The sequence below is a fragment of the Paenibacillus sp. 2003 genome (assembly GCF_031455635.1).
Taxonomy (GTDB): domain Bacteria; phylum Bacillota; class Bacilli; order Paenibacillales; family Paenibacillaceae; genus Paenibacillus; species Paenibacillus amylolyticus_B.
Genome location: NZ_JAVDTB010000001.1, coordinates 1,660,135 through 1,679,437, shown reverse-complemented (window position 1 = coordinate 1,679,437; position 19,303 = coordinate 1,660,135). Strand labels below are relative to the sequence as shown.

Here is a 19,303-nt window from a genome sequence, read left to right as displayed (position 1 = left end):
TCTCTTCTTGGTAGCGGTTACAATTTTATCGCGCCAAGAACGGAGGAATACGAATGCTGAGAAAATGGAAGCAACAGCGAGCTTACCATCTCATGTTGATACCAAGCCTGGTCTTGGTCTTCATCTTTAGTTACATCCCATTCTACGGACTTATTATTGCGTTTCAGAAGTACAATCCGGGCCTCGGATTCAACTCGCCATGGGTAGGATGGGATAATTTTACCCACATATTTAATCAGCCGAACTTCGTAAGAACGATCTGGAATACATTGTATATGTCTGTCTTTAAGATTATCGGTGGTATAATCGTGCCCGTAATTTTCGCATTACTGCTTAACGAGGTACTGCACAGTGGAATTAAACGTACATTTCAAACACTGGTCTACATTCCGAACTTCCTCTCTTGGGTCATTATGGCCGGCATCATGCTGGATATCCTTAGTTCCGACGGCATTATCAATACATTTCTAAGTGTATTTGGTATTGCACCGATCTCCTTTCTTGGCACACCCTCTATTTTCCCTTGGACGATGATTGTGAGTGACATATGGAAAGGTTTCGGATTTGGCACGGTTGTTTATTTGGCAGCCCTGACCAGTATTGATCCGGGACTTTATGAGGCTGCAGTGATCGACGGAGCGAAACGGTGGAAGCAGACCATCTACATTACGTTGCCTCTCCTCATGCCAACCATTGTTTTAATGACCGTACTTTCACTTGGAAACGTACTCAATGCTGGCTTTGACCAGATCTATAATCTCTACTCCCCTGTTGTCTATCAGACCGGTGATATTATTGATACCTATGTATATCGGTTGGGAATCCAACAGGCACAGTATTCGATTGGTACCGCTGTCGGGTTATTCAAATCGATCATTTCCAGTGTTCTCGTTGCTGTATCGTACATCCTGGCTTTCAGAGTGGCTGGCTATCGTATCTTCTAAGAAGGAGGAACTTACATTATGATCTATGATAAAAGTATGAGCAGACGTGTATTTCTTATCATAAACTACACCATACTGCTTCTAATCTCTCTCCTATGTATCCTGCCGTTTATCAACCTGCTGGCTGTTTCATTCAGCAGCAGCGCGGCTGTATCTGCGGGGAGTGTTACGTTCTGGCCTGTGGAATTTACGACAAAAGCCTATGAATTTGCATTAACTGGAGGATCATTTTTCTCCTCTCTCTGGGTAGCCATTCAACGAACCGTTATCGGAACGTTGGTGAATCTGGTTCTGATCGTACTCACCGCTTATCCCCTCTCCAAATCCAAACAAAAATTGATGGGGCGTAATATCTATATGGGATTTTTCATAATAACCATGTTATTCAGTGGAGGTCTAATTCCAACCTATCTCGTGGTCGTCAAAATGGGACTGATCGATTCCATATGGTCTCTGATCCTGCCTGGGGCCCTCCCCGTATTCAGTATGATTATCCTCATGAATTTCATTCGGGGGCTGCCCGAGGAGATTGAAGAATCAGCCATTATCGATGGTGCTGGGCCTGTACAGGTATTGCTTCGTATTCTACTCCCACTTCTCAAGCCCGCTCTCGCTACGGTTGGTTTGTTCAGTATCGTTGCCCACTGGAATTCGTGGTTCGATGGCATTATCTATATGAACAATCCAGCTAATTATCCATTACAAAGCTACCTCCAGACCCTCCTGCAAAGTTTTGAGCAAATCATGCTGAAATCCGGGTCAGATTATACGCAGCTGTTGTCCATGATGAACGCCAGAACGGGGCGCGCCGCTCAGATGTTCTTGGGTGCCATTCCGATTTTACTCGTGTATCCGTTTTTACAGAAATATTTCACCAAAGGTTTGGTGCTAGGTAGCGTCAAAGGGTGAACAAAAGGGCTTGCAGTTCATACTGCGAGCCCTTTGTTTATATCTAAACTTATTTTTATGATCGTTGTACCGCATTATGAGATGCATGAATGAAAGCATGAATGACTATTTGGCTTCAATGATGGCAGGCAGCAGAATGGAGAAAATGGTACCTTCACCCATTTTACTCTCCACCTGTATTCCATAGGGTTTCCCAAAATGAAGTTGAATCCGCCGCTGCACATTATGCAATCCAATCCCATTTGTTCCTGTGCCTGCACCGGACTTTTCTTCCATTAGGTTCTGCATCGTATGATGATCCATACCAACGCCATTATCGCAGATTTCGATTACAACTGTATCCACCCGCAGTTGAATCCGAATGGTAATGATTCCGTCTTCCTCAAGCTCGGCCAGACCATGAAAAATAGCGTTCTCTACAATGGGTTGCAGGATCATTTTGGGCATGTGATAATCCAACACTTTATCCTCAATCTCATACCTCATCTGAATACAATCATAGTACCTGACATTCTGGATCGTTACGTAATTCGTTATATTATGAAGTTCCTCACGAATGGTTACGAGGGTTCCATCGGATTTTGTTGCATAGCGGAGCATCGAGATTAAGGCATCGGTCATTTCCACGATTTTATCAGCCTGCTGCATCGAGGCAATCCATTTCACCGACCCAAGGGTGTTATACAGAAAATGAGGCTTGATCTGGTCATGGAGCGCACGCATCTCGGCCTTGGCTTTCTCTATTTCTTCCTGCTGCATCCGTTCGACCATTCGCTTCAATTCGTGTGACATTCTGTTGAATCGAATGGATAAATGTCCAATCTCATCTCTGGAGCCAATAGGTTCAACTTGTTCAAACTGACCTTTCTCGACCAGAGCGATATTCCGTAGCAGTTTTTTAATGGGAGTTGTGATCACGTGAGATAAAAAGATGGATATGACGGCAGCAAAAAGAACAATGACTATGGCAAGCGTCACCAGATTACGGCCCAATATTTTGCCATCAGCAGTCAGCTCATCCAAAGGCATATATAAGTAAGTTGTCCATTTTTGCTGACTAAGGGGACTGGTCACCACGACATTTAGTGATTCAGGCGGACGAACGTTGTCCCGGAACAGTGTCCCGATTAATCGTTCGTTCACGTTATATACGATCTTGTCATCCTCATCAACGATCATGAATCTGGAGCGTAGTCCTTCCTGCAAGTTTCGATTGACGATTTCAATGAATTTGATATCAATGCTGACAACGATAACGCCAAGCAGTTTTCCGCTAGTCACATCATGAATTTTGCGAGCGTGTGACACTGCCAGTATTTTATTCTCCAATTGCTCATCGATTCGTGTTGTGAGGGTAATGGTTCGATCGTTATCATGCATGAACTTTTTAAACCACAATTCGTTTGCTACTTTGAAGTTTGGATCAATGGGTTGATGTGGACTTACAAAAAGGTCTTGACCCCCGTTCATATTGTAGAGGTAAATGGAGAAGACGCGATCTTTCATCATGATGTAATTCATCAGAATATTGTATGCGGCAATCTCATGTTGTTCATCACCCTCTCGGAGGAAATCCTGGATCGGAAAACTCCCTTCATGAGTCGCAGACAGATTGTCACTAAGCCCATTGCTGGCTAGCAACGTGATTTTCTCAATCTCCTTGAGGAATTCATCAATGCGAATATTCGTTTGTTTGGCCAGATCGTTTAATAACGTTGTATAATTCTGTGCCAATAAACGCTCTGAGGAGTAATATGAATTAATTGTCATCACCAATACCGGAAGGATAATGACCGTCATACAGATCACCATAATTTTGTACTTGATTCGGAAGGGCCGAACATGCTTCATTTTCTCGCACCTCTATTCACCGATTACATTCATCCCTGCTGTAATTCTCGATATTCCTCAGGAGTGACCCCTACCGATTTTTTGAAAATCTTACTGAAGTACGTGTAATTATGGTAGCCCACCTTTTCTGCGATTTCATACACTCTCATTCCTCTGCTCAATAGATACGCCTTCGCATGTTCAATTCGAACTCGGGTCAAGTACGTAATAAAGTTCTCTCCTCGTTCCTGTTTGAACACACGGCTGAGATACGACGGATTCACACTGATTTGGCTAGCGATACTTTGCAGTGAGATATCTTCCGCATAATACTTGTCGATCAATTCAGTGGCGAGATCGGTGTAAGTGCTTTCCTGTTTGATTTGGGAATCGGTTTGGAAGTAATACGCAATATGAGCAAGCATATCTTGGTGGATATCCTCCCAATACTCCCCCTTTAGAACGATTTCATAGGGTGATTTCTCTGTTAAAGAAGGTGCACCTCTTTCCGTAGCTCGGGATAGATGGGAATGTATCGTTTCCATTACCATGATATATTGCTTGCGAATGCTATTCTCATCTGCTCGCAGCTGCTCGAGATTGGATCGGATTCCTTCAAGGAACTCTTCCGCCTTTTTGTTGTCTTTGCTTACCCACAACTTCAACAAATCTCTTTCTTGTTGCGGGCTTAAAGCCCCCTTAACTTCATGTCGATCTGGGGATTGAACCATATCATCGTAATACAACACCTGGTTGCTTCCTGTGAAGAAACCCTGTTGTAGAGCCGTTTCTGCCTCTTGGCAGGCCTTCCTGATGTGAAGGAAACCGGAAGTCATTCTACTTACCCCAGCCGTGAGCGATAGATTCATAAAATCCTTGATCGAAGACAGCAATTTATTACATAGTTTATTCAAGTCGGCGTGTACAGATTGGCTCTCAGGAAGTACATTAACGATCACCCAATATTCTGAGGAACTTTCAACAAAAATCTCTTTCTCCCATTTCGAAGGAATAATCTCTTCCATAATATTAAGAATCGAAAATCGTAGCAGCTTCTCCCCCTTCTCTACATATTTCCGCTTTGCATCCTCGTAATAATTCACGATGAACTTAATGACAACCAACTGGTCCGAACGTATACGAAAATGCAGTTCTTCCGCTTTGGTGACGATATCTTCCTCACTAATGAATCCGCTTACAATATCTTGGAAGAAACTATCCTTTAGATATCTTAGGCTTTTGGAATAGTCCTGTGTTATAGAGAGTGTGTTGGTTGGGTGAACATGTTCACTATGCAGTTTCTGTCCAACAGAGCTCAGGAGGTCAATAAGGGCAGTTTCTGTAATCTCACTTTTAATCAAGTAGTCTGAAGCGCCAAGTTTTAGTGCCTCTTTTACATAATGAAATTCGTCAAAGTTACTCAGGATGACATACTTACAGGTTTTCAGTACGCAGGAGGCCTCTTGTATAAGCTGTAGCCCATCCATAATCGGCATCTTAATATCTGTAATAATTAGATCAGGCATCACTTCAAGCGCAAGGCTTAATGCCTCTTTTCCATTTCCCGCCTCACCAACAACATAGAAATTATACTCTTCCCAATTCAGCATGGAACGAATTCCAACCCGCATGAGCAATTCATCATCTACGATCATCAGTTTATACATGATATCCCCCAACATGAACCATTTTTAGATATTTTACCATTAAACGAACTCTTGCAAAGATGTCTAGCGAACCTTATTGCATTGCGGGTATCATAAATAACACTTTTATAGAACATACGTTCCTGTTATAATCAGATTATCGTATATGGTGTAACATAACATGCCCGCCTGGAAAGGATACATATCATGAATTTATACAAGTTTGAATTAACGGTGAACGGATATCTATTACGCGTTCATTTCAGTGCATCTGAAGAAAGTGGCCTGAAATGGTGCAAACGAATTGCTACTGAATTCCAGAGTAACGTTGCCAATCTGGAGATCAAGGTTGATATACATAAAAAGCAGAAACAAAAGCATGCACGGGAATATCACGGTAAACCGTATCTATATGATCGAACTTTGAGGAAAAAACCACTTGCCAAGAAAAATAAGGCATCTGAATCATCTGCTGTTATGTAAAGGTGTTGAAAAGACGTTCTTAAAACCAAAAAAGCCGCAATCTATTTATGCGACTTTTCTAGCAATCATCTGTTGTAATAGTTGTCTATGTTTCCTTTCTCAATGCCTCAACGATGATCGTTTGGTTTAATCGATACATCGGCCAAGCTGTAGCAACGAGTGTTGTTGCTATGGCACCTGCACAAGCAAGAACAATACTAGACCATGGAATGGCCCAACCTACATCGACAGCACCTTTGAAGAGATGATGTATCCCATAGCTCAGTATTGTTCCGAGTATACTACCGTATACTGCAGCGTACAGGCCGTATAAAACACCTTCTAATAGGATCATTTTCCCAACATTACGCTGTGTCATGCCGATAGCTTTGAGCACCGCAAATTCTTTGGTGCGTAGAATGAGATTGGTGCTGACGGTGTTCAGTATATTCAGGAATGCAATAAGGACAATAACACCGATAAAACCATACAAAAAGATGCTTGCTGTGGTGGCGTCGTTTTTGGCCTTTGCTTGCGCCATCACATTATCCATATAGCTGTAACCAGCATCTTTTTCGGTTAGGGACTTGAGGTAATCCGTGATCGGTTTGTTGGAGATATCGGTTTTCGCAAGAATAAAGATCCTTGAATACGCATCGTTACCTGTAACTTTCTCTATGACTTCAGGTGTCGTAATGAGTTCAAGCATCGCGCTCTCATTATAATCTTTCGATAACACCCCTTGTTCAACGATCCCCGTCACCGTCAGTGTCTTGTATTTTTGATTCCCCCCCTCTAAAGTACGTACTTGGATGTGATCCCCAACCTTAAACTGGGTTTGGTCGATGATAATCTGTTTGCCTTCCTCCGTCGTTATAATTCGTATCTTCTGATTGAGAATGACGCCATTCTCCTGGTTCATCTTATCTTTGTCGATCGTACCCGCCGTTAGTTTGGATTTCAGAGCATCGAGTCCGTTATCTCCGTAGGATTCGAGGAAATTGTTGTCTGTTCGATACCCCTCTCCTTCTTCAACCGAATACATTCCCTTCCTGAGTTCATAATATTTGGGATTGACTTTATCCTTCGGAAGAATTGCCATCACTTGATGGCTATATAACTTATAAGCATGTTCTACTGCGTCAATTTTGACAATGTCTGAATATACGGAATCATCGATCCGCTTGGAATCCCCTTCATATTGAACTGAATAGGAATACTCGATCCCCGATTGAGACGTCTGTCCTAAGAATCCGGCCAAGCCGCTAAAGACAATAAATAAAAGCATACTGACAACCATGGAAAAGGCTGTGATGCGGAAGCGTTTTTTATTTCGTCGTATGTTTCGACTAGCAAACTGGCCTTCCATACCAAACAGCTTTTTCACCAGCATTGATTTCCGGATGGACATTACGTTGTCCACCTTTGTACTTCCCGAGCCATTTATTGCTTCAAGTGGGGATACTTTCGCTGCCAGTCTAGCCGGTCCGATGGCAGAAAGATACACAGTCAGCAGTCCAAGTACACCAGCAATAATCAGAATCGGTAGGGAAATGACCATTTGCATATCATTCAGAAAACCTAGTGCCAAAAAGCTAATGTTGTAAAACAGAAGCTTCATAAAGACCGTTCCCGTGAATAGTCCTACGGGAATGCCAATCAGACTGAGAATTGTCGCCTCTTTGAGAACTAATTTGCGTATTTGTGATGGGGTTGCTCCTATGCAACGCAGCATACCGAATTGGGAGGTGCGCTCCAAAACAGAAATATGAAACGTGTTATAAATTACCGCACTCGTACAACCCATAATAATGATGATGATTGCAGCGAATGCGTATAGTAGGCTATGGTTTACACCTTCGTAGGTGCTTTTGCCATATAACTTGAGCAGTTCATTATTGTAATCGATCCGAACATTTTTAATGTCGATATCCCTATCTAGTTTTACGGCAGAACCTTGATCCACTTTCTCAACATTTAATGATGATATGATAGCTTTTGTCTTTGGCTCGATTTGATCCATCGATTTCATTTTGACGTAAATGAAGTATTTTTTATCCGGTTTGATCGTTTGGTTATCATCATAAGTGATGGCCGGTAATATGAAGTTGGCCGACCAGGAACCCTTAGTGCCTGGGTTACTAAACCCGACGACGGTAAATTCCCTCTCTGTTTGGGGGCGAAAATCCTCATCCTGATCCCAGCCGCGATCTCCCAAACCATTAATTTTTTTCATTTCCCCTGTTGATGCAACAATCCGATCTCCCAGATTTAACTTAATCGAATCACCCAGTTTCGGTTTCGTTGGAAAGCTATCCAGACTCAACGTAGGTAGGATAATTTCGTGAGAATTCTTGGGAAGTCTGCCCGCATCCAATTGAATCTGGAGTTTGCTCATTGCATCGATGTTATAATTTTTGAGATTCAAATACCGATAAGGCGCAGCAAATGGATTTTCTCGCTTCTCTTTCTCACTCGTTTTGCTGATGACCGAATAACCTTCTCTGCTAATGATCCCAGCACTCTCTACGGATGCATTATTGACGACTTTTGAGATTGCTTCTCCAGGTAATCCGTTAAAAGAAACATGGTAATCCCCGTACTCTTGAACGGTTTGCCGAACCACCTTGTCTCTGAAGCTAAGGCCAATGGTTCCTATGGCTGTAAGTAGAGTCACAGACAAAATAATGCCAACGATCGTTAGTATTGATCTTTTTTTCTGCCCTAGCAAATATTTTTGGGTAAGACTAGTATACCTATTCACGATCTTTCACCCCTGTTTGTTGCAAGAGTGTGCCATCTTTTATATTTACAACACGGTCCGCTCGCTGGGCCACATTCAAATCATGTGTGATCATAATCAAGGTTTGATTGTACTTTCTGACGGAGAAGGTAAGAAGATCCACGATTTCTTTACTGTTCTTGCTATCCAGATTGCCGGTTGGTTCATCCGCCAGAATAATCGATGGTTTATTGATCAATGCACGTCCAATTGCAGTTCGCTGCTGTTGCCCACCTGATAATTGGGACGGAAGGTGCTGCCTTCGATCGCTGAGTCCCAACACGCTCAATAATTCCTCAAGATAACCCTCGTCCACATGTTTATTCTCAAGGAGCATCGGCAATTTAATGTTCTCTTCCGCAGTTAACACCGGGATCAGATTGTATGATTGGAAAATAAAACCGATTTTGCGTCTTCTGAACACAGCCAGTTCATTTTCACTTTGAGAATACAGGTCCATACCGTCAATAATGACTTGGCCACTTGTCGGTTGATCCACTCCCCCGAGCAGATGCAGCAATGAGCTTTTGCCAGATCCGCTGGCGCCCACGATCGCAACGAATTCTCCTTGATTGACGGACAGATTAACATCTTTCAATGCTTCCACCTTAGCCTCAGCACTTCCGTATATTTTCCATAAATGATCGGTCTTCAAAATTTCCACCCTGTTGTACCTCCAGTTGTATGATTAACATTGCTTGATTGTTATTATAGGTGTGGAAGCTTACGTTGAAGTGAAGAAGAAGCTTACATTATCGTAAGCTTCTTCTTAAGTCCACTCTTTTTTGAAAAACGAAATTCTGAATGTCGTCCCTTCTTGAGGCACACTCTCCACCGTTATGATCCCGTGTTGTTCCTCAATGATCGATTTGGTCAAAGCCAGACCAATGCCGATACTGTTGGGCTTGTTATGGTTCTTGCCTTTATAGAATCGCTTGAAAATGTGAGGCATATCATCGGGATGAATACCTTCGCCGTTGTCCTGAATAATAATTGTATCAAATAGTGCGTTTTCCTCCAAATGGATTCGAACCTCCCCCTCTGGTGGGGTGTGTTCCAGTGCATTTTTTATCAAATTCATGACAGCTTCCTTAAGCCATTCTTCATCTGCTTGTACAAATGCATTCTCACTTCCGAGGATGGTTATGTTTGTCCGCTTCTGGTCTGCTGCCGTCCGGAGTGAATAGACAACGCTCTCCACCATCTCCCTAAGCTCAATCCTTTCTTTTCGAAATCCAATTGCTCCCGCTTCGACTCGTGCCAGCTTGAGCAGGCTGATAATGAGCCATTCCATTCGATCAAGCTGCTGCCGACTTCGTTCCAGAAACGTCATTCTCATTTCTTCTTTCATCCGGGGATCATTCAGCAGATTTTCATTGAACACAATCAGAGAAGCCAGGGGTGTTTTGAGCTGATGGGAAATGTCGGATAACAGATTGCGCAGGAAGGTTTTTTCCTGCCGGAGTAGCTCCAGGCTGTTGGTTAATCTTCCAGCCATTGCATTGAAGCTCCGGCCGAGCGAGCCGAAGTCTCCTTCCTCCGTCTCAGGCAGTTTATTATTGAATTGCTGTTCCACAACCTGCTCCGCCGCATGGGAAATGGTTCTGATTTTCACGAAAACTTTGCGATACTCCCACAGAAGTACAATTAGGAGTGGAATCAGGAACATCAATACTTGAGTCGCTGTTTTCAAGGGTAACGCTCGTCCTGTAAGAGCCGGTTGCTCTTCTAAAGGCATGCCCGCCTGATAACCGTATTGTGCAAGGATACGTTGCCCCTCAGCAATTTCATCGGTCTGAGCTCCTTGGGTAACAAAGTGAATCACCTCATTCTCCAACTGGGGATCTTTCATCAACAAATGCCCGATCAGGGCGCTATTCTGATTCACGATAGTTGTATTAATGCTATCAACTTGATGCTGCATGTATAAGAACATCATAAACGACAAAAGAACTTGCAGAGCAAGTACTTTAATGGCGATGGATTTCCACTCTGGATTTCGCAGGACTTCGATCATGTTCATTTCCCTATAACTTCCATGTTCCATTTATATCCGACCCCTCGGACGGTTACGATATACTGTGGTGCTGCAGGAATATCTTCGACTTTCTCTCTTAACCTGCGGATATGGACAGAGAGCGTATTATCATCAATGAAGTCGCCCGACAGATCCCAGAGATGATTCAGAATTGAACTTCTGCTGCATATCTGCTTCGGATGAGAGATCAACATCAATAGTAGTCGATATTCAAGCGCCGTCAGTGTAATTTCAATATTGTTTTTGAGTACAGTTCCTTCTAAAATACGAACCTGAATGTTATCGGATATCCATAAGCTTACTTCTTGTTTTCCCTTGTTGTTACGTCGCAATACGGCTTTAATTCGTGAAATAAGTTCTTTGGTTCGAACAGGCTTGGTTACATAGTCGTCTGCTCCGAGATCAAGCCCTGCGACCACGTTTGCTTCCTCATCCAAAGCCGTCAAAAAGATAATGGGTACTTGCGACGTTACCCGAATCTCACTGCATAGTTGATATCCCGATCCATCAGGCAAAGTGACATCCAACAAAATCAGATCGATCGACTTTGCTTGCAGTGCCTGTCTGGCTTCTTCCAAGCTACCCACCACAACGACCTCATATCCTTCATTGGACAGTGTATATTGAATACCAAACACCAGATTTTCATCATCTTCTACGAGTAATAAGCGATTCATCGTACACCTCAGATCATGCTATTTTGAATTTGTATTTATTTCATTTTGATTATAGAGTTCCTGCGTCATTATACATCATTTGAGTTCATTCACGTCAATGTTTGCCCACTTAATGGTTTTTCTCAATGGATAGACAAAAAGACTAAAGAATGGATTACTGATAATAACAGATAACATCAGTGACCGTTCTTTAGCCTGTTTTGAAGTACTACTGACACCACGATCAGGACTGATCTTACATTTTTACGCCCCAGCGTCTCCAATCATTTGTCGTTCAATTTGTTTCATCTCATAAAAGTATCCTTTTTGCTTCATCAGCTCGGAGAAAGAGCCCGATTCCACAATCTTGCCTTGGTCCATGACCACAATCCGATCCATCTCTTCCAATCCCGTCAGCCGATGGCAGATCAGGAGAAGTGTATCTTCAGCAGCTTGTGCAAGAAGATGCTGGAGCACATGTTTCTCTGTGACGTAATCCAGCGAAGAAGTTGGTTCGTCCAGCAGCCATAACCGTCCTTTGCACAGCATGGCCCGTGCCAGAGCCAGCCGCTGCTTCTCACCATCCGACAGGTTCTCACCCTTTTCATACACCATATCAGTCAACAACTTATTCGGCAGTTGCACTTTATCCAGCACATCCGACAATTGTTCATCCGAATGTTCTTCTCCATTCAGCAACAGGTTATCACGGATGGTTCCCCGGAAGAAATGACTTTGCTGCAACACAACATTCGCGTTTTGCCAAATGCTCTCTTCATTTATTTCCTGAACGGGAACATTGTTTAACCGGATATTTCCAGACGTTGTTGTACGTAGATTAAGTAACAAATCGATAATCGTTGACTTGCCTGACCCGCTCGGCCCGACAATCGCTGTTTTGGAGCCTGCTGCAAGTTGCAGGGATAGCTCCCTCAGCGCCGGTCTCCATTCCCCTTCATATTGGAAGTTAACACCGGATAGGTCAATCGAAACCGCCTGATCGGCTGAAACTTCACCGCTTGGCTGTACAGGTTGTACATCGGAGGTTGGCACCGTTTCCGCCAGTCGTTGAGCGGCGTGTTCACTGTCCTGCTTATATAGAGGTAATATAGCCATTGCCGCAGCTTCTTCGAACACGGTCTGCGTGGCCAGGATCAGCATGGCGAGGAATACACCGGCAAACGCTCCATTCACAATTAAAAAGGCGCTCAGTGCCAGCACTCCCCATGTAACAAGATACGTCACAAAAACGTGCATGGATTGCCCGCGCAGCAGGTGCGAAGCGGCTTGTTTCTGTTCCGTTGCCAATGCAGAGGAAGCCTGCTGAAGCTGTTGCTCACGCTGTTCCAATTGGCCGTATACTTTCAAATCCCTGAAACCATACAATACTTCGGTTACTTCCGTGGACAGCAAGGCCCGTTGCTGGCGGACACGTCCATGTATTTTTCGCTGACCTAACAAGACAATACCTGGTACAACAAATGCCGTGATCAGCATACCTAGTACTAACAAACACGCAATCCAGATCGAAAAGGCCGAAGTGAACAGCATGGTAGCCAAAAACACCATAACGACCATGATGGGTGGATACGCGACCCGCAAAAAGTAATTTTGCAAACTTTCCACATCACCCACGATCCGCGCAAGCAGATCCCCACTTCGGTTTTTGTTCAATATACCTGGCGTTACCGGGATCAGTTTGGCAAAAAAGGACGTCCGCAAACGGCTCAGCATGGAGAATGTTGCCCTGTGGGAATACAAGCGTTCTCCGTAGCGGCTTGCCGCTCGAAGGAAACCCAGCAGTTTGACCATGGAAGTGAGTACAATTAAGGTGTACAGCGGTGGCGCAAATACCGTTTGAGATATCATATAGCCACTCGCGGAAAAGAGAGCTACCCCTGCTATGCCGGCGCTAAATCCGCCCAATATCGAAAGCAATATATCCTTGCGCTCTTGAATCATCGCTTTTGACAGAATCGTCAGCTCATTCATGCTAACCCTCCTTTCCGTTGTACATCCACCATCTCCGCATATTGAGGCAGGCGCGCCAGTAGCGCTTCATGATGTCCTGAATCCACCAACACCCCATTGTCCATAAACAAAATGTTGTCCGCATGTTGAATTGTATATAAACGGTGTGCCACCGTAATCATCGTTGCCGTTTTGGCTAATGCCGCAATGGATTGTTGCATTACCCGCTCGGTGTGCAAATCCAGTCCTACGGTGGGTTCATCGAACAAAATAACAGCTGGTCGCTTCAGAAAAGCACGTGCCAAAGCAAGTCTTTGCTTTTCCCCACCAGACAGCCCTCTGCCCCCTTCACCAACAAATGTGTCCAGTCCCTGCTCCAATTGAGCGACAACGCCAGCAAGCCCTGCTTCCTCTGCCGCCTGCTCTATTTCAACTCTGGAGACGTTCCGACCAGCGCCAATCGCGATATTTTCGGCAAATGTACCTGCAAAAATATACGGATGCTGTGTAATGTAGCTAACACGTTCAAACCATGCAGCCTCATCATGTTGCGAAAGCTGGCTTCCATTAACCAAAACCGCTCCCGAATCTGGTTTCAGTAAACCGGCAATGAGATGAAGCAGCGTGGTTTTACCTGAGCCACTTTTGCCTACAATAGCAATCTGTTCTCCCGGTCCAATCGAGATCTGTCCTGTCTCAAGTCCAAAGAAATTAGGAGCGTACTTGAACCGGACATGGTCCAGTTCAACGGTTGGTGGCATTGGAATCAACTCTGTACGAGCTGTACGGAGTTCTTCCGTCCTTGCCATTGCATCGACATCGGTTATATTGCTTTGATCCGATCCTTCTTCCTGCTCCGTTTGTGTGCTCTTGACACTTGTATCCGCAAGCATCTGTTCCACCTTGCGAATCGCCCCCATACTGGTTCGCCCACTGTGAAAAGCCGTTCCCGTATTCTTCAACAGACTGTAAAACTCAGGGACGAGCAACAACACAAGAAAGGCCGTGTGGAAGTTCATTGATTTGAAAACCAGTAACTGAATAGCCAGTTCAAGCGCGACAATACCAATGCTTAACATCACGATCGATTCCAGCATAAACGTATTTGTAAATGCAATCTTCAAAATGCTCATGGTGGCATCACGATACCTCAAACTGCTGCGTTCAATTTCCTGTTGCTGACGTTTAGCCCGTCCGAATATTTTCAACGTAACCAGCCCTTGAAGCGAATCCAGAAATGTACCGGAAAACTCAGCCAGTTGCGCGTATTTTTCTTCTGATTTGTTCTTTGTCTTGAGCCCAACCAAGATCATGAACAGCGGGATAAACGGTGCCGTAAACAGCATAATCCAGCCTGTGTTGGAGTGCTGCGTAAACGTAACAACCAGAATCAGAATCGGGATCATCGCGGCTTCCATCATTCGAGGCATATATTGACTGAAATAACTGTCAGCCTCATCCACAGCATCCAAAGCAACGCTGACCTTTCCTCCCGTCTGCCCACTCAGGGTTGAAGGCATGGAAGCGCGGGTCAGGTTCTGCAATACAGATGCTCGCATATTTGTCTTGGCGCGTGCTGCCATATGCAAGCTCACTTTCCCATTACCATACGACAACAGTGAGCGTGCAGCCATAACAACCAGTAATAGGACAAGCAACAGCATCACTGATGAAAAGGAAGCTTTCTCTACAAAGATTCGCTGGACTGCTTCAGCCACCAAGGTGGCCTGGCTTATAATAGCTACACCAAGGGCCAGCGAAATGATCGCAAGGAGAAGTCTGTTTTTTCGTTGTAAAGACATTTGCTGCGAGATCAGATTGGATTTGGCTCTCCTCTTCATTGAAAGCTCCTCCTTTATTTTTTCCCTTTCACATAATCCGCATCAAACAGGAACAGTTTGAAGACCAGAATCAGAGAAGGAATTAACAGGCACAGCCCACCGATAAACACAACCACTAGCGCAAAACCCATTGCTGGCGGTGTGGCACTGCTCTGAATCGTGATGAATGGATCAAGAATATAAGGATACTGCCCAATGCCGTAAGCGAAAAAGGCTGTGAAAAATTGCAGCATGATACATATAAAAGCTAATCCGTAACGACGACCGTTATATAACAGCCACATGGCAATCATGAAAAATGCAACGAATAGCGCCAGCAGCCACCATAAATCCATCATGTTTTGAAAATGACGCTCATTGTGTTGACCCAAATATATAAATGCAGTCAGCGCGAGAATAATGGTCGGTGTACTCCAGAACAAAGCATAATTGCGCATCAGCTTCAATGCCGAATGATCCTCTGCCCGAGAAGCGTAAAATGTGAGAAATGACCCGCTAATGAACAATACCGACACGATGGCTAGACCAACGATGCTCCACGATAATGGATTCGTAAATAGTGCCCAGTAATCCAGGGAAACGGTATCTCCCTGTTTCAAAATAAAGCCACCTTCAGACAGGGTCAGTGCCACTGACAATGACGCTGGAATAAGCAACCCGGTAGCCCCGTATAAAAACAGATATACGATGTTATTTTTGGAACCATAATTCTCAAAGGCGTAGAATGACCCACGAATGGCAAGCAAAATGACGGCAATACTTCCCGGAACAAGCAGCGCGGAGCCATAATAGTAAGCGGTATCCGGGAAAAATCCAACGATGCCAATATAGAAAAAGACAAAAAATACATTGGTGATCTCCCAGACCGGTGATAGATAACGGGAGATCAGACGATTAATCAGGTGATCCTGCTTTGTCAGGCGTGCATAAAAGGCGAAGAAACCTGCTCCAAAATCAATGGAAGCTACAATAAGATAGCCGTACAAGAACAGCCAGAGTACGGATATACCAATCAATTCATAACTCATCAGGCCTGCTCCCCTTTCTTGGCTGATTGATCATGCTTCTCTTTCAACCATTTCTCCATCTCAAGCTCAGCAGGATTATTATTGAACAGACGTCTCAATACGAGAACACAGATGACGCCGAGCACGATGTACAGAAGTAAAAAGACGAAAAACAAAATTCTTACACTCGGTGAAGAAGTAGCGGCCTCTTCCACTCGCATATAACCTCGAATGATCCATGGCTGCCGACCGATCTCTGCATAGAACCAACCCATCTCAACGGCCAGAAAAGCAAGCGGTGCACTGAGCGCAACCATACGAAGCATCCACTTGTTAAACTGATTTCGTTTCTTCCAGAACACAAACAGGAAGTACAGACTGGATATAGCGAGTAGAGCAAAACCTATTCCAGCCATTAGATCGAACAAGTAATGCACAAGTAAGGGTGGATGCTCATCAGATGGAAATTCGTTCAGCCCGGTTACCTCGGCGTTAAAGTCTCCAAAGGCAAGAAAGCTAAGCACTTTCGGCAAATGAAGTGCGCCTATGATTTCATGTTCAGCATTCAGCCATCCTAATAAAATCAGATCCGCGCCGCTTTCCGTCTCGAAATGCCACTCGGCAGCTGCGAGCTTCTCCGGCTGATGTTCAGCCAAAAACTTGGCAGATACATCACCAGCTAAGGAATTTAATAAACTGAATACCAAAACAACGGCCATCATGAGATTCAGGCCTTTCTTGTGGTAGGCAGACACCCCTTTTCTCAACATCGCAAAAGCTGCAATTCCCGCTAACAGAGCAGCTCCTGTCAGATAAGCCGAGCTTAATACATGAAATACTTTGGAGAACGTCGCCGTATTCAGCATCGCTTGTACAGGATTCACTGCCAAGAATTGACCTGCTTCCATGACAAAACCTTCAGGCTGGTTCATGAATCCGTTCACTGTTGTAATAAAAACAGCAGACATGCCTGCCCCGGCGACAATCGGAATGGTCAGCAACCAGTGGATATACGGATTTTTGAACCGATCCCACGTGTACAGATAAATGCCCAGGAAGATGGCTTCAAAAAAGAATGCGAATACTTCCATAAATAGTGGCAGTGCAATGACATTCCCGGCCAGCTTCATAAAATTCGGCCATACCAGGGCCAACTGCAGTGATATCGCTGTACCTGTCACAACACCAACAGCCACAGATATGACAAACCCTCGTGACCACCTCTTTGCCATAAGTATGTAATGGTGATCCTTCTTCCGAATGCCGATGAACTCTGCAATAGCAATCATCAAAGGTACACCGACACCAAGCGTTGCAAAAATCACGTGGAATCCGAGTGTCAAACCAGTCACCAGCCTGCTCCATAACACCGTATCAATAGCCATTCTTTGTGTTGCCTCCTTTCAAACTCTGTTCAATTTAGAAACATTCAATATCAGCTTTGGCTAAACTCAATGCAAAGTTGCGAAAAATTTCACAAAGTTAGGTATAACGATATCTTGCCACACCTATAATGCGTTTACTCCTGTAGGCCCCCGATAATAGCAAGCATTGGATGCCAATTAAAATCTGATATTGATGCACTTAAAGTACTAACCAAGCCTATTAATCAAAATTATTATATCTTTATTTTTACCTAATTCAATCAAAGACACGTCTTCTACCCTAAACGTTCAAGAAAGGATCAACTCTTTCTGACAACTTGGTGAAAAATAAAAAATACACCCAATGGAGCTATTGATTCATTGGGTGTAAACGTGCTATTGCACGGCAGATTCTCTATCTTACTTGCTTACTTGCTCCGGACTCACCGCACTTGCCTCGCGACGTACGCTCATGATGATCAGTGATGCAGCTAATACCGTAAGGATGATTCCAAGCATCTGAAATCCTGTCACATTAAATGTATCTCCCATGACAATCCCAATTAATAACGACGATAAGATGGTCCCCAGGTAGCGTGATGTATTAAAAATACCCGATGCGACTCCGATCATTTCTTTGGGTGTGCTTTTGAACAGAGCAGCTTGCATGCCGACCGCGTTTAGGCCGTTACTTATTCCAAATAAAGCTAAGGCAACAATGATTATGAAGATTGGAGAAGTTTCATTCATAACAACGATCAATATAGAGCCAAATGTCATTAAAGAAGCGGATACAATCAGAGCTGGCCGTGATCCTGATCTGTCAATCCAGCGCCCTGCGATCGGAGCAATAATGACTGAACATAACCCCAAAGCCAGCATGCTCATTCCTGTATGAACTTCGTTGAGATGACGTACCTGCTTCAAATACGTAGGAACTCCAAAAAAAAGAGCGTAAAACAGGATGTTCACCAGCATGTATTGCACATTCACCCAAGTCATCTCGGGATATGAGGCAAACGTTCGCAGAGGGATAAAAGGCGTGGCTGCTTTTAATTCATGTCGGATGAACATGACGAGTGCGATTAACCCGATCGCTCCTGTCAGCAGATGCCATGTTGAAATATCTCCTGTGGATTTTACTGAAAGTAAACCGATAAGCAGAGTCACCAAAGCTACCGTAAACATCAGGATACCTGGTGCGTCAATTAACGCAAGCCATTGCCGAATGGACATGTGACCAGAGATAGACGGAGATTGCTCGTCCTTCGGGATTGTTTTCCAGGCGAACCAAAAGCTTGCCATGACAAACGGAATATTAACGAAGAATATGCTGTGCCAGTCCCACCAATGAATCAATACTCCACCAATAAAAGGTCCAATTGCAGCCGCTCCAGAAAGGAATATAGCCAAGGTGGACAAGGCGGAGGCTTGTTTTTCAGTCACGTTCATTCTGACAATTGCCATTCCGACGGCCACCATCATGCTTGTGCCAATCGATTGAACGATCCGGAATACGATGAGCCACGAAAAACTGGGAGACCACGGTGCAAGCATGGACGATACAAAAACAATAACAAGACCCATGAGGAAGATCTTCCTGCGGCCAAACAAATCACTACACTTGCCCATAACGGGTTGAGCGACAGCACTAGCAATGTAAAATGATAAAATAATCCACGAAACGGCTGTAAAATTAAGTTGATACACTTGTTGTAGTCTGGAGATTGCCACCGAAATCATGGAGGAATTCAACGGATTCAACATAATTCCGAGTCCAACAGCTAACATCAATCCTTTATTTCGAACGTTCATCGGTGCATCACTCCTTCTTCTGTTGTTATCTTACTTGA

The 19,303-nt window shown here is 44.1% G+C and carries 14 protein-coding genes; 3 read left to right on the top strand and 11 right to left on the bottom strand.

Annotation, left to right across the window (positions count from 1 at the left end; all coding sequences use genetic code 11):
- Positions 1 to 53 precede the first annotated feature (53 nt).
- Together J2X75_RS07480 and J2X75_RS07475 are read left to right on the top strand one after the other, a co-directional pair.
- On the top strand, positions 54 to 944 hold the full coding sequence (locus tag J2X75_RS07480) for an ABC transporter permease (protein WP_310335423.1): 891 nt from the start codon (positions 54 to 56) through the stop codon (positions 942 to 944).
- 18 nt (positions 945 to 962) lie between these two features.
- Positions 963 to 1,853 (top strand): carbohydrate ABC transporter permease, encoded by an 891-nt coding sequence (locus tag J2X75_RS07475; RefSeq protein WP_124114740.1) that lies wholly within the window; start codon positions 963 to 965, stop codon positions 1,851 to 1,853.
- Positions 1,854 to 1,958: 105 nt separating this feature from the next.
- On the opposite strand, the gene J2X75_RS07470 is transcribed toward J2X75_RS07475, so the two are convergent.
- Positions 1,959 to 3,704: a cache domain-containing sensor histidine kinase gene (locus J2X75_RS07470; RefSeq protein ID WP_310335420.1), complete on the bottom strand. Its 1,746-nt coding sequence runs from the start codon at positions 3,702 to 3,704 to the stop codon at positions 1,959 to 1,961.
- A 29-nt stretch (positions 3,705 to 3,733) separates the two neighbouring features.
- On the bottom strand, positions 3,734 to 5,350 hold the full coding sequence (locus tag J2X75_RS07465) for a helix-turn-helix domain-containing protein (protein ID WP_310335418.1): 1,617 nt from the start codon (positions 5,348 to 5,350) through the stop codon (positions 3,734 to 3,736).
- A gap of 186 nt (positions 5,351 to 5,536) precedes the next feature.
- Between J2X75_RS07465 and J2X75_RS07460 the strand changes: the two genes are divergently transcribed.
- Positions 5,537 to 5,812, top strand: coding sequence for a hypothetical protein (locus tag J2X75_RS07460; protein WP_310335417.1), 276 nt, complete (start codon positions 5,537 to 5,539; stop codon positions 5,810 to 5,812).
- 85 nt (positions 5,813 to 5,897) lie between these two features.
- Here J2X75_RS07460 and J2X75_RS07455 read toward each other — a convergent pair whose 3' ends face one another.
- The 9 genes from J2X75_RS07455 to J2X75_RS07415 all read right to left on the bottom strand — a co-directional run bounded on the left by J2X75_RS07455 (position 5,898) and on the right by J2X75_RS07415 (position 19,265).
- The gene (locus tag J2X75_RS07455; RefSeq protein ID WP_310335415.1) at positions 5,898 to 8,555 is read right to left on the bottom strand and encodes an FtsX-like permease family protein; all 2,658 of its coding nucleotides are present in this window, start codon (positions 8,553 to 8,555) and stop codon (positions 5,898 to 5,900) included.
- Positions 8,548 to 9,237 carry an ABC transporter ATP-binding protein gene (locus J2X75_RS07450; RefSeq protein WP_310335413.1) on the bottom strand — a complete coding sequence of 230 codons (690 nt, stop codon included), beginning with the start codon at positions 9,235 to 9,237 and terminating at the stop codon, positions 8,548 to 8,550. The genes J2X75_RS07455 and J2X75_RS07450 overlap by 8 nt, the downstream gene beginning before the upstream one ends.
- 105 nt (positions 9,238 to 9,342) lie before the next feature.
- A complete protein-coding gene (locus tag J2X75_RS07445; protein ID WP_310335411.1) occupies positions 9,343 to 10,620 on the bottom strand; it encodes a HAMP domain-containing sensor histidine kinase in 1,278 nt (425 codons plus the stop codon).
- Positions 10,593 to 11,288 carry a response regulator transcription factor gene (locus J2X75_RS07440; protein ID WP_310335408.1) on the bottom strand — a complete coding sequence of 232 codons (696 nt, stop codon included), beginning with the start codon at positions 11,286 to 11,288 and terminating at the stop codon, positions 10,593 to 10,595. The genes J2X75_RS07445 and J2X75_RS07440 overlap by 28 nt, the downstream gene beginning before the upstream one ends.
- 243 nt (positions 11,289 to 11,531) lie before the next feature.
- Complete coding sequence (cydC, locus tag J2X75_RS07435) at positions 11,532 to 13,259, bottom strand: thiol reductant ABC exporter subunit CydC (RefSeq protein ID WP_310335406.1); 1,728 nt, start codon at positions 13,257 to 13,259, stop codon at positions 11,532 to 11,534.
- Entirely contained in the window at positions 13,256 to 15,079 is a 1,824-nt protein-coding gene (cydD, locus tag J2X75_RS07430) for a thiol reductant ABC exporter subunit CydD (RefSeq protein ID WP_310335405.1), read from the bottom strand. Before cydD ends, cydC begins: the two co-directional genes overlap by 4 nt.
- Before the next feature lie 14 nt (positions 15,080 to 15,093).
- Positions 15,094 to 16,107 carry a cytochrome d ubiquinol oxidase subunit II gene (locus tag J2X75_RS07425; protein WP_310335402.1) on the bottom strand — a complete coding sequence of 338 codons (1,014 nt, stop codon included), beginning with the start codon at positions 16,105 to 16,107 and terminating at the stop codon, positions 15,094 to 15,096.
- Positions 16,107 to 17,471, bottom strand: coding sequence for a cytochrome ubiquinol oxidase subunit I (locus J2X75_RS07420; RefSeq protein WP_310335400.1), 1,365 nt, complete (start codon positions 17,469 to 17,471; stop codon positions 16,107 to 16,109). The genes J2X75_RS07425 and J2X75_RS07420 overlap by 1 nt, the downstream gene beginning before the upstream one ends.
- 399 nt (positions 17,472 to 17,870) lie before the next feature.
- Positions 17,871 to 19,265: an MFS transporter gene (locus tag J2X75_RS07415; RefSeq protein WP_310335398.1), complete on the bottom strand. Its 1,395-nt coding sequence runs from the start codon at positions 19,263 to 19,265 to the stop codon at positions 17,871 to 17,873.
- Positions 19,266 to 19,303: the final 38 nt, after the last annotated feature.

Bases quoted from the DNA above. Each gene is read 5' to 3' on its own strand.
- J2X75_RS07480 (WP_310335423.1), top strand. From the start codon at position 54: ATGCTGAGAAAATGGAAGCAACAGCGAGCTTACCATCTCATGTTGATA.
- J2X75_RS07475 (WP_124114740.1), top strand. From the start codon at position 963: ATGATCTATGATAAAAGTATGAGCAGACGTGTATTTCTTATCATAAAC.
- J2X75_RS07470 (WP_310335420.1), bottom strand. From the start codon at position 3,704: ATGAAGCATGTTCGGCCCTTCCGAATCAAGTACAAAATTATGGTGATC.
- J2X75_RS07465 (WP_310335418.1), bottom strand. From the start codon at position 5,350: ATGTATAAACTGATGATCGTAGATGATGAATTGCTCATGCGGGTTGGA.
- J2X75_RS07460 (WP_310335417.1), top strand. From the start codon at position 5,537: ATGAATTTATACAAGTTTGAATTAACGGTGAACGGATATCTATTACGC.
- J2X75_RS07445 (WP_310335411.1), bottom strand. From the start codon at position 10,620: ATGGAACATGGAAGTTATAGGGAAATGAACATGATCGAAGTCCTGCGA.
- J2X75_RS07440 (WP_310335408.1), bottom strand. From the start codon at position 11,288: ATGAATCGCTTATTACTCGTAGAAGATGATGAAAATCTGGTGTTTGGT.
- cydC (WP_310335406.1), bottom strand. From the start codon at position 13,259: ATGAATGAGCTGACGATTCTGTCAAAAGCGATGATTCAAGAGCGCAAG.
- cydD (WP_310335405.1), bottom strand. From the start codon at position 15,079: ATGAAGAGGAGAGCCAAATCCAATCTGATCTCGCAGCAAATGTCTTTA.
- J2X75_RS07425 (WP_310335402.1), bottom strand. From the start codon at position 16,107: ATGAGTTATGAATTGATTGGTATATCCGTACTCTGGCTGTTCTTGTAC.
- J2X75_RS07420 (WP_310335400.1), bottom strand. From the start codon at position 17,471: ATGGCTATTGATACGGTGTTATGGAGCAGGCTGGTGACTGGTTTGACA.
- J2X75_RS07415 (WP_310335398.1), bottom strand. From the start codon at position 19,265: ATGAACGTTCGAAATAAAGGATTGATGTTAGCTGTTGGACTCGGAATT.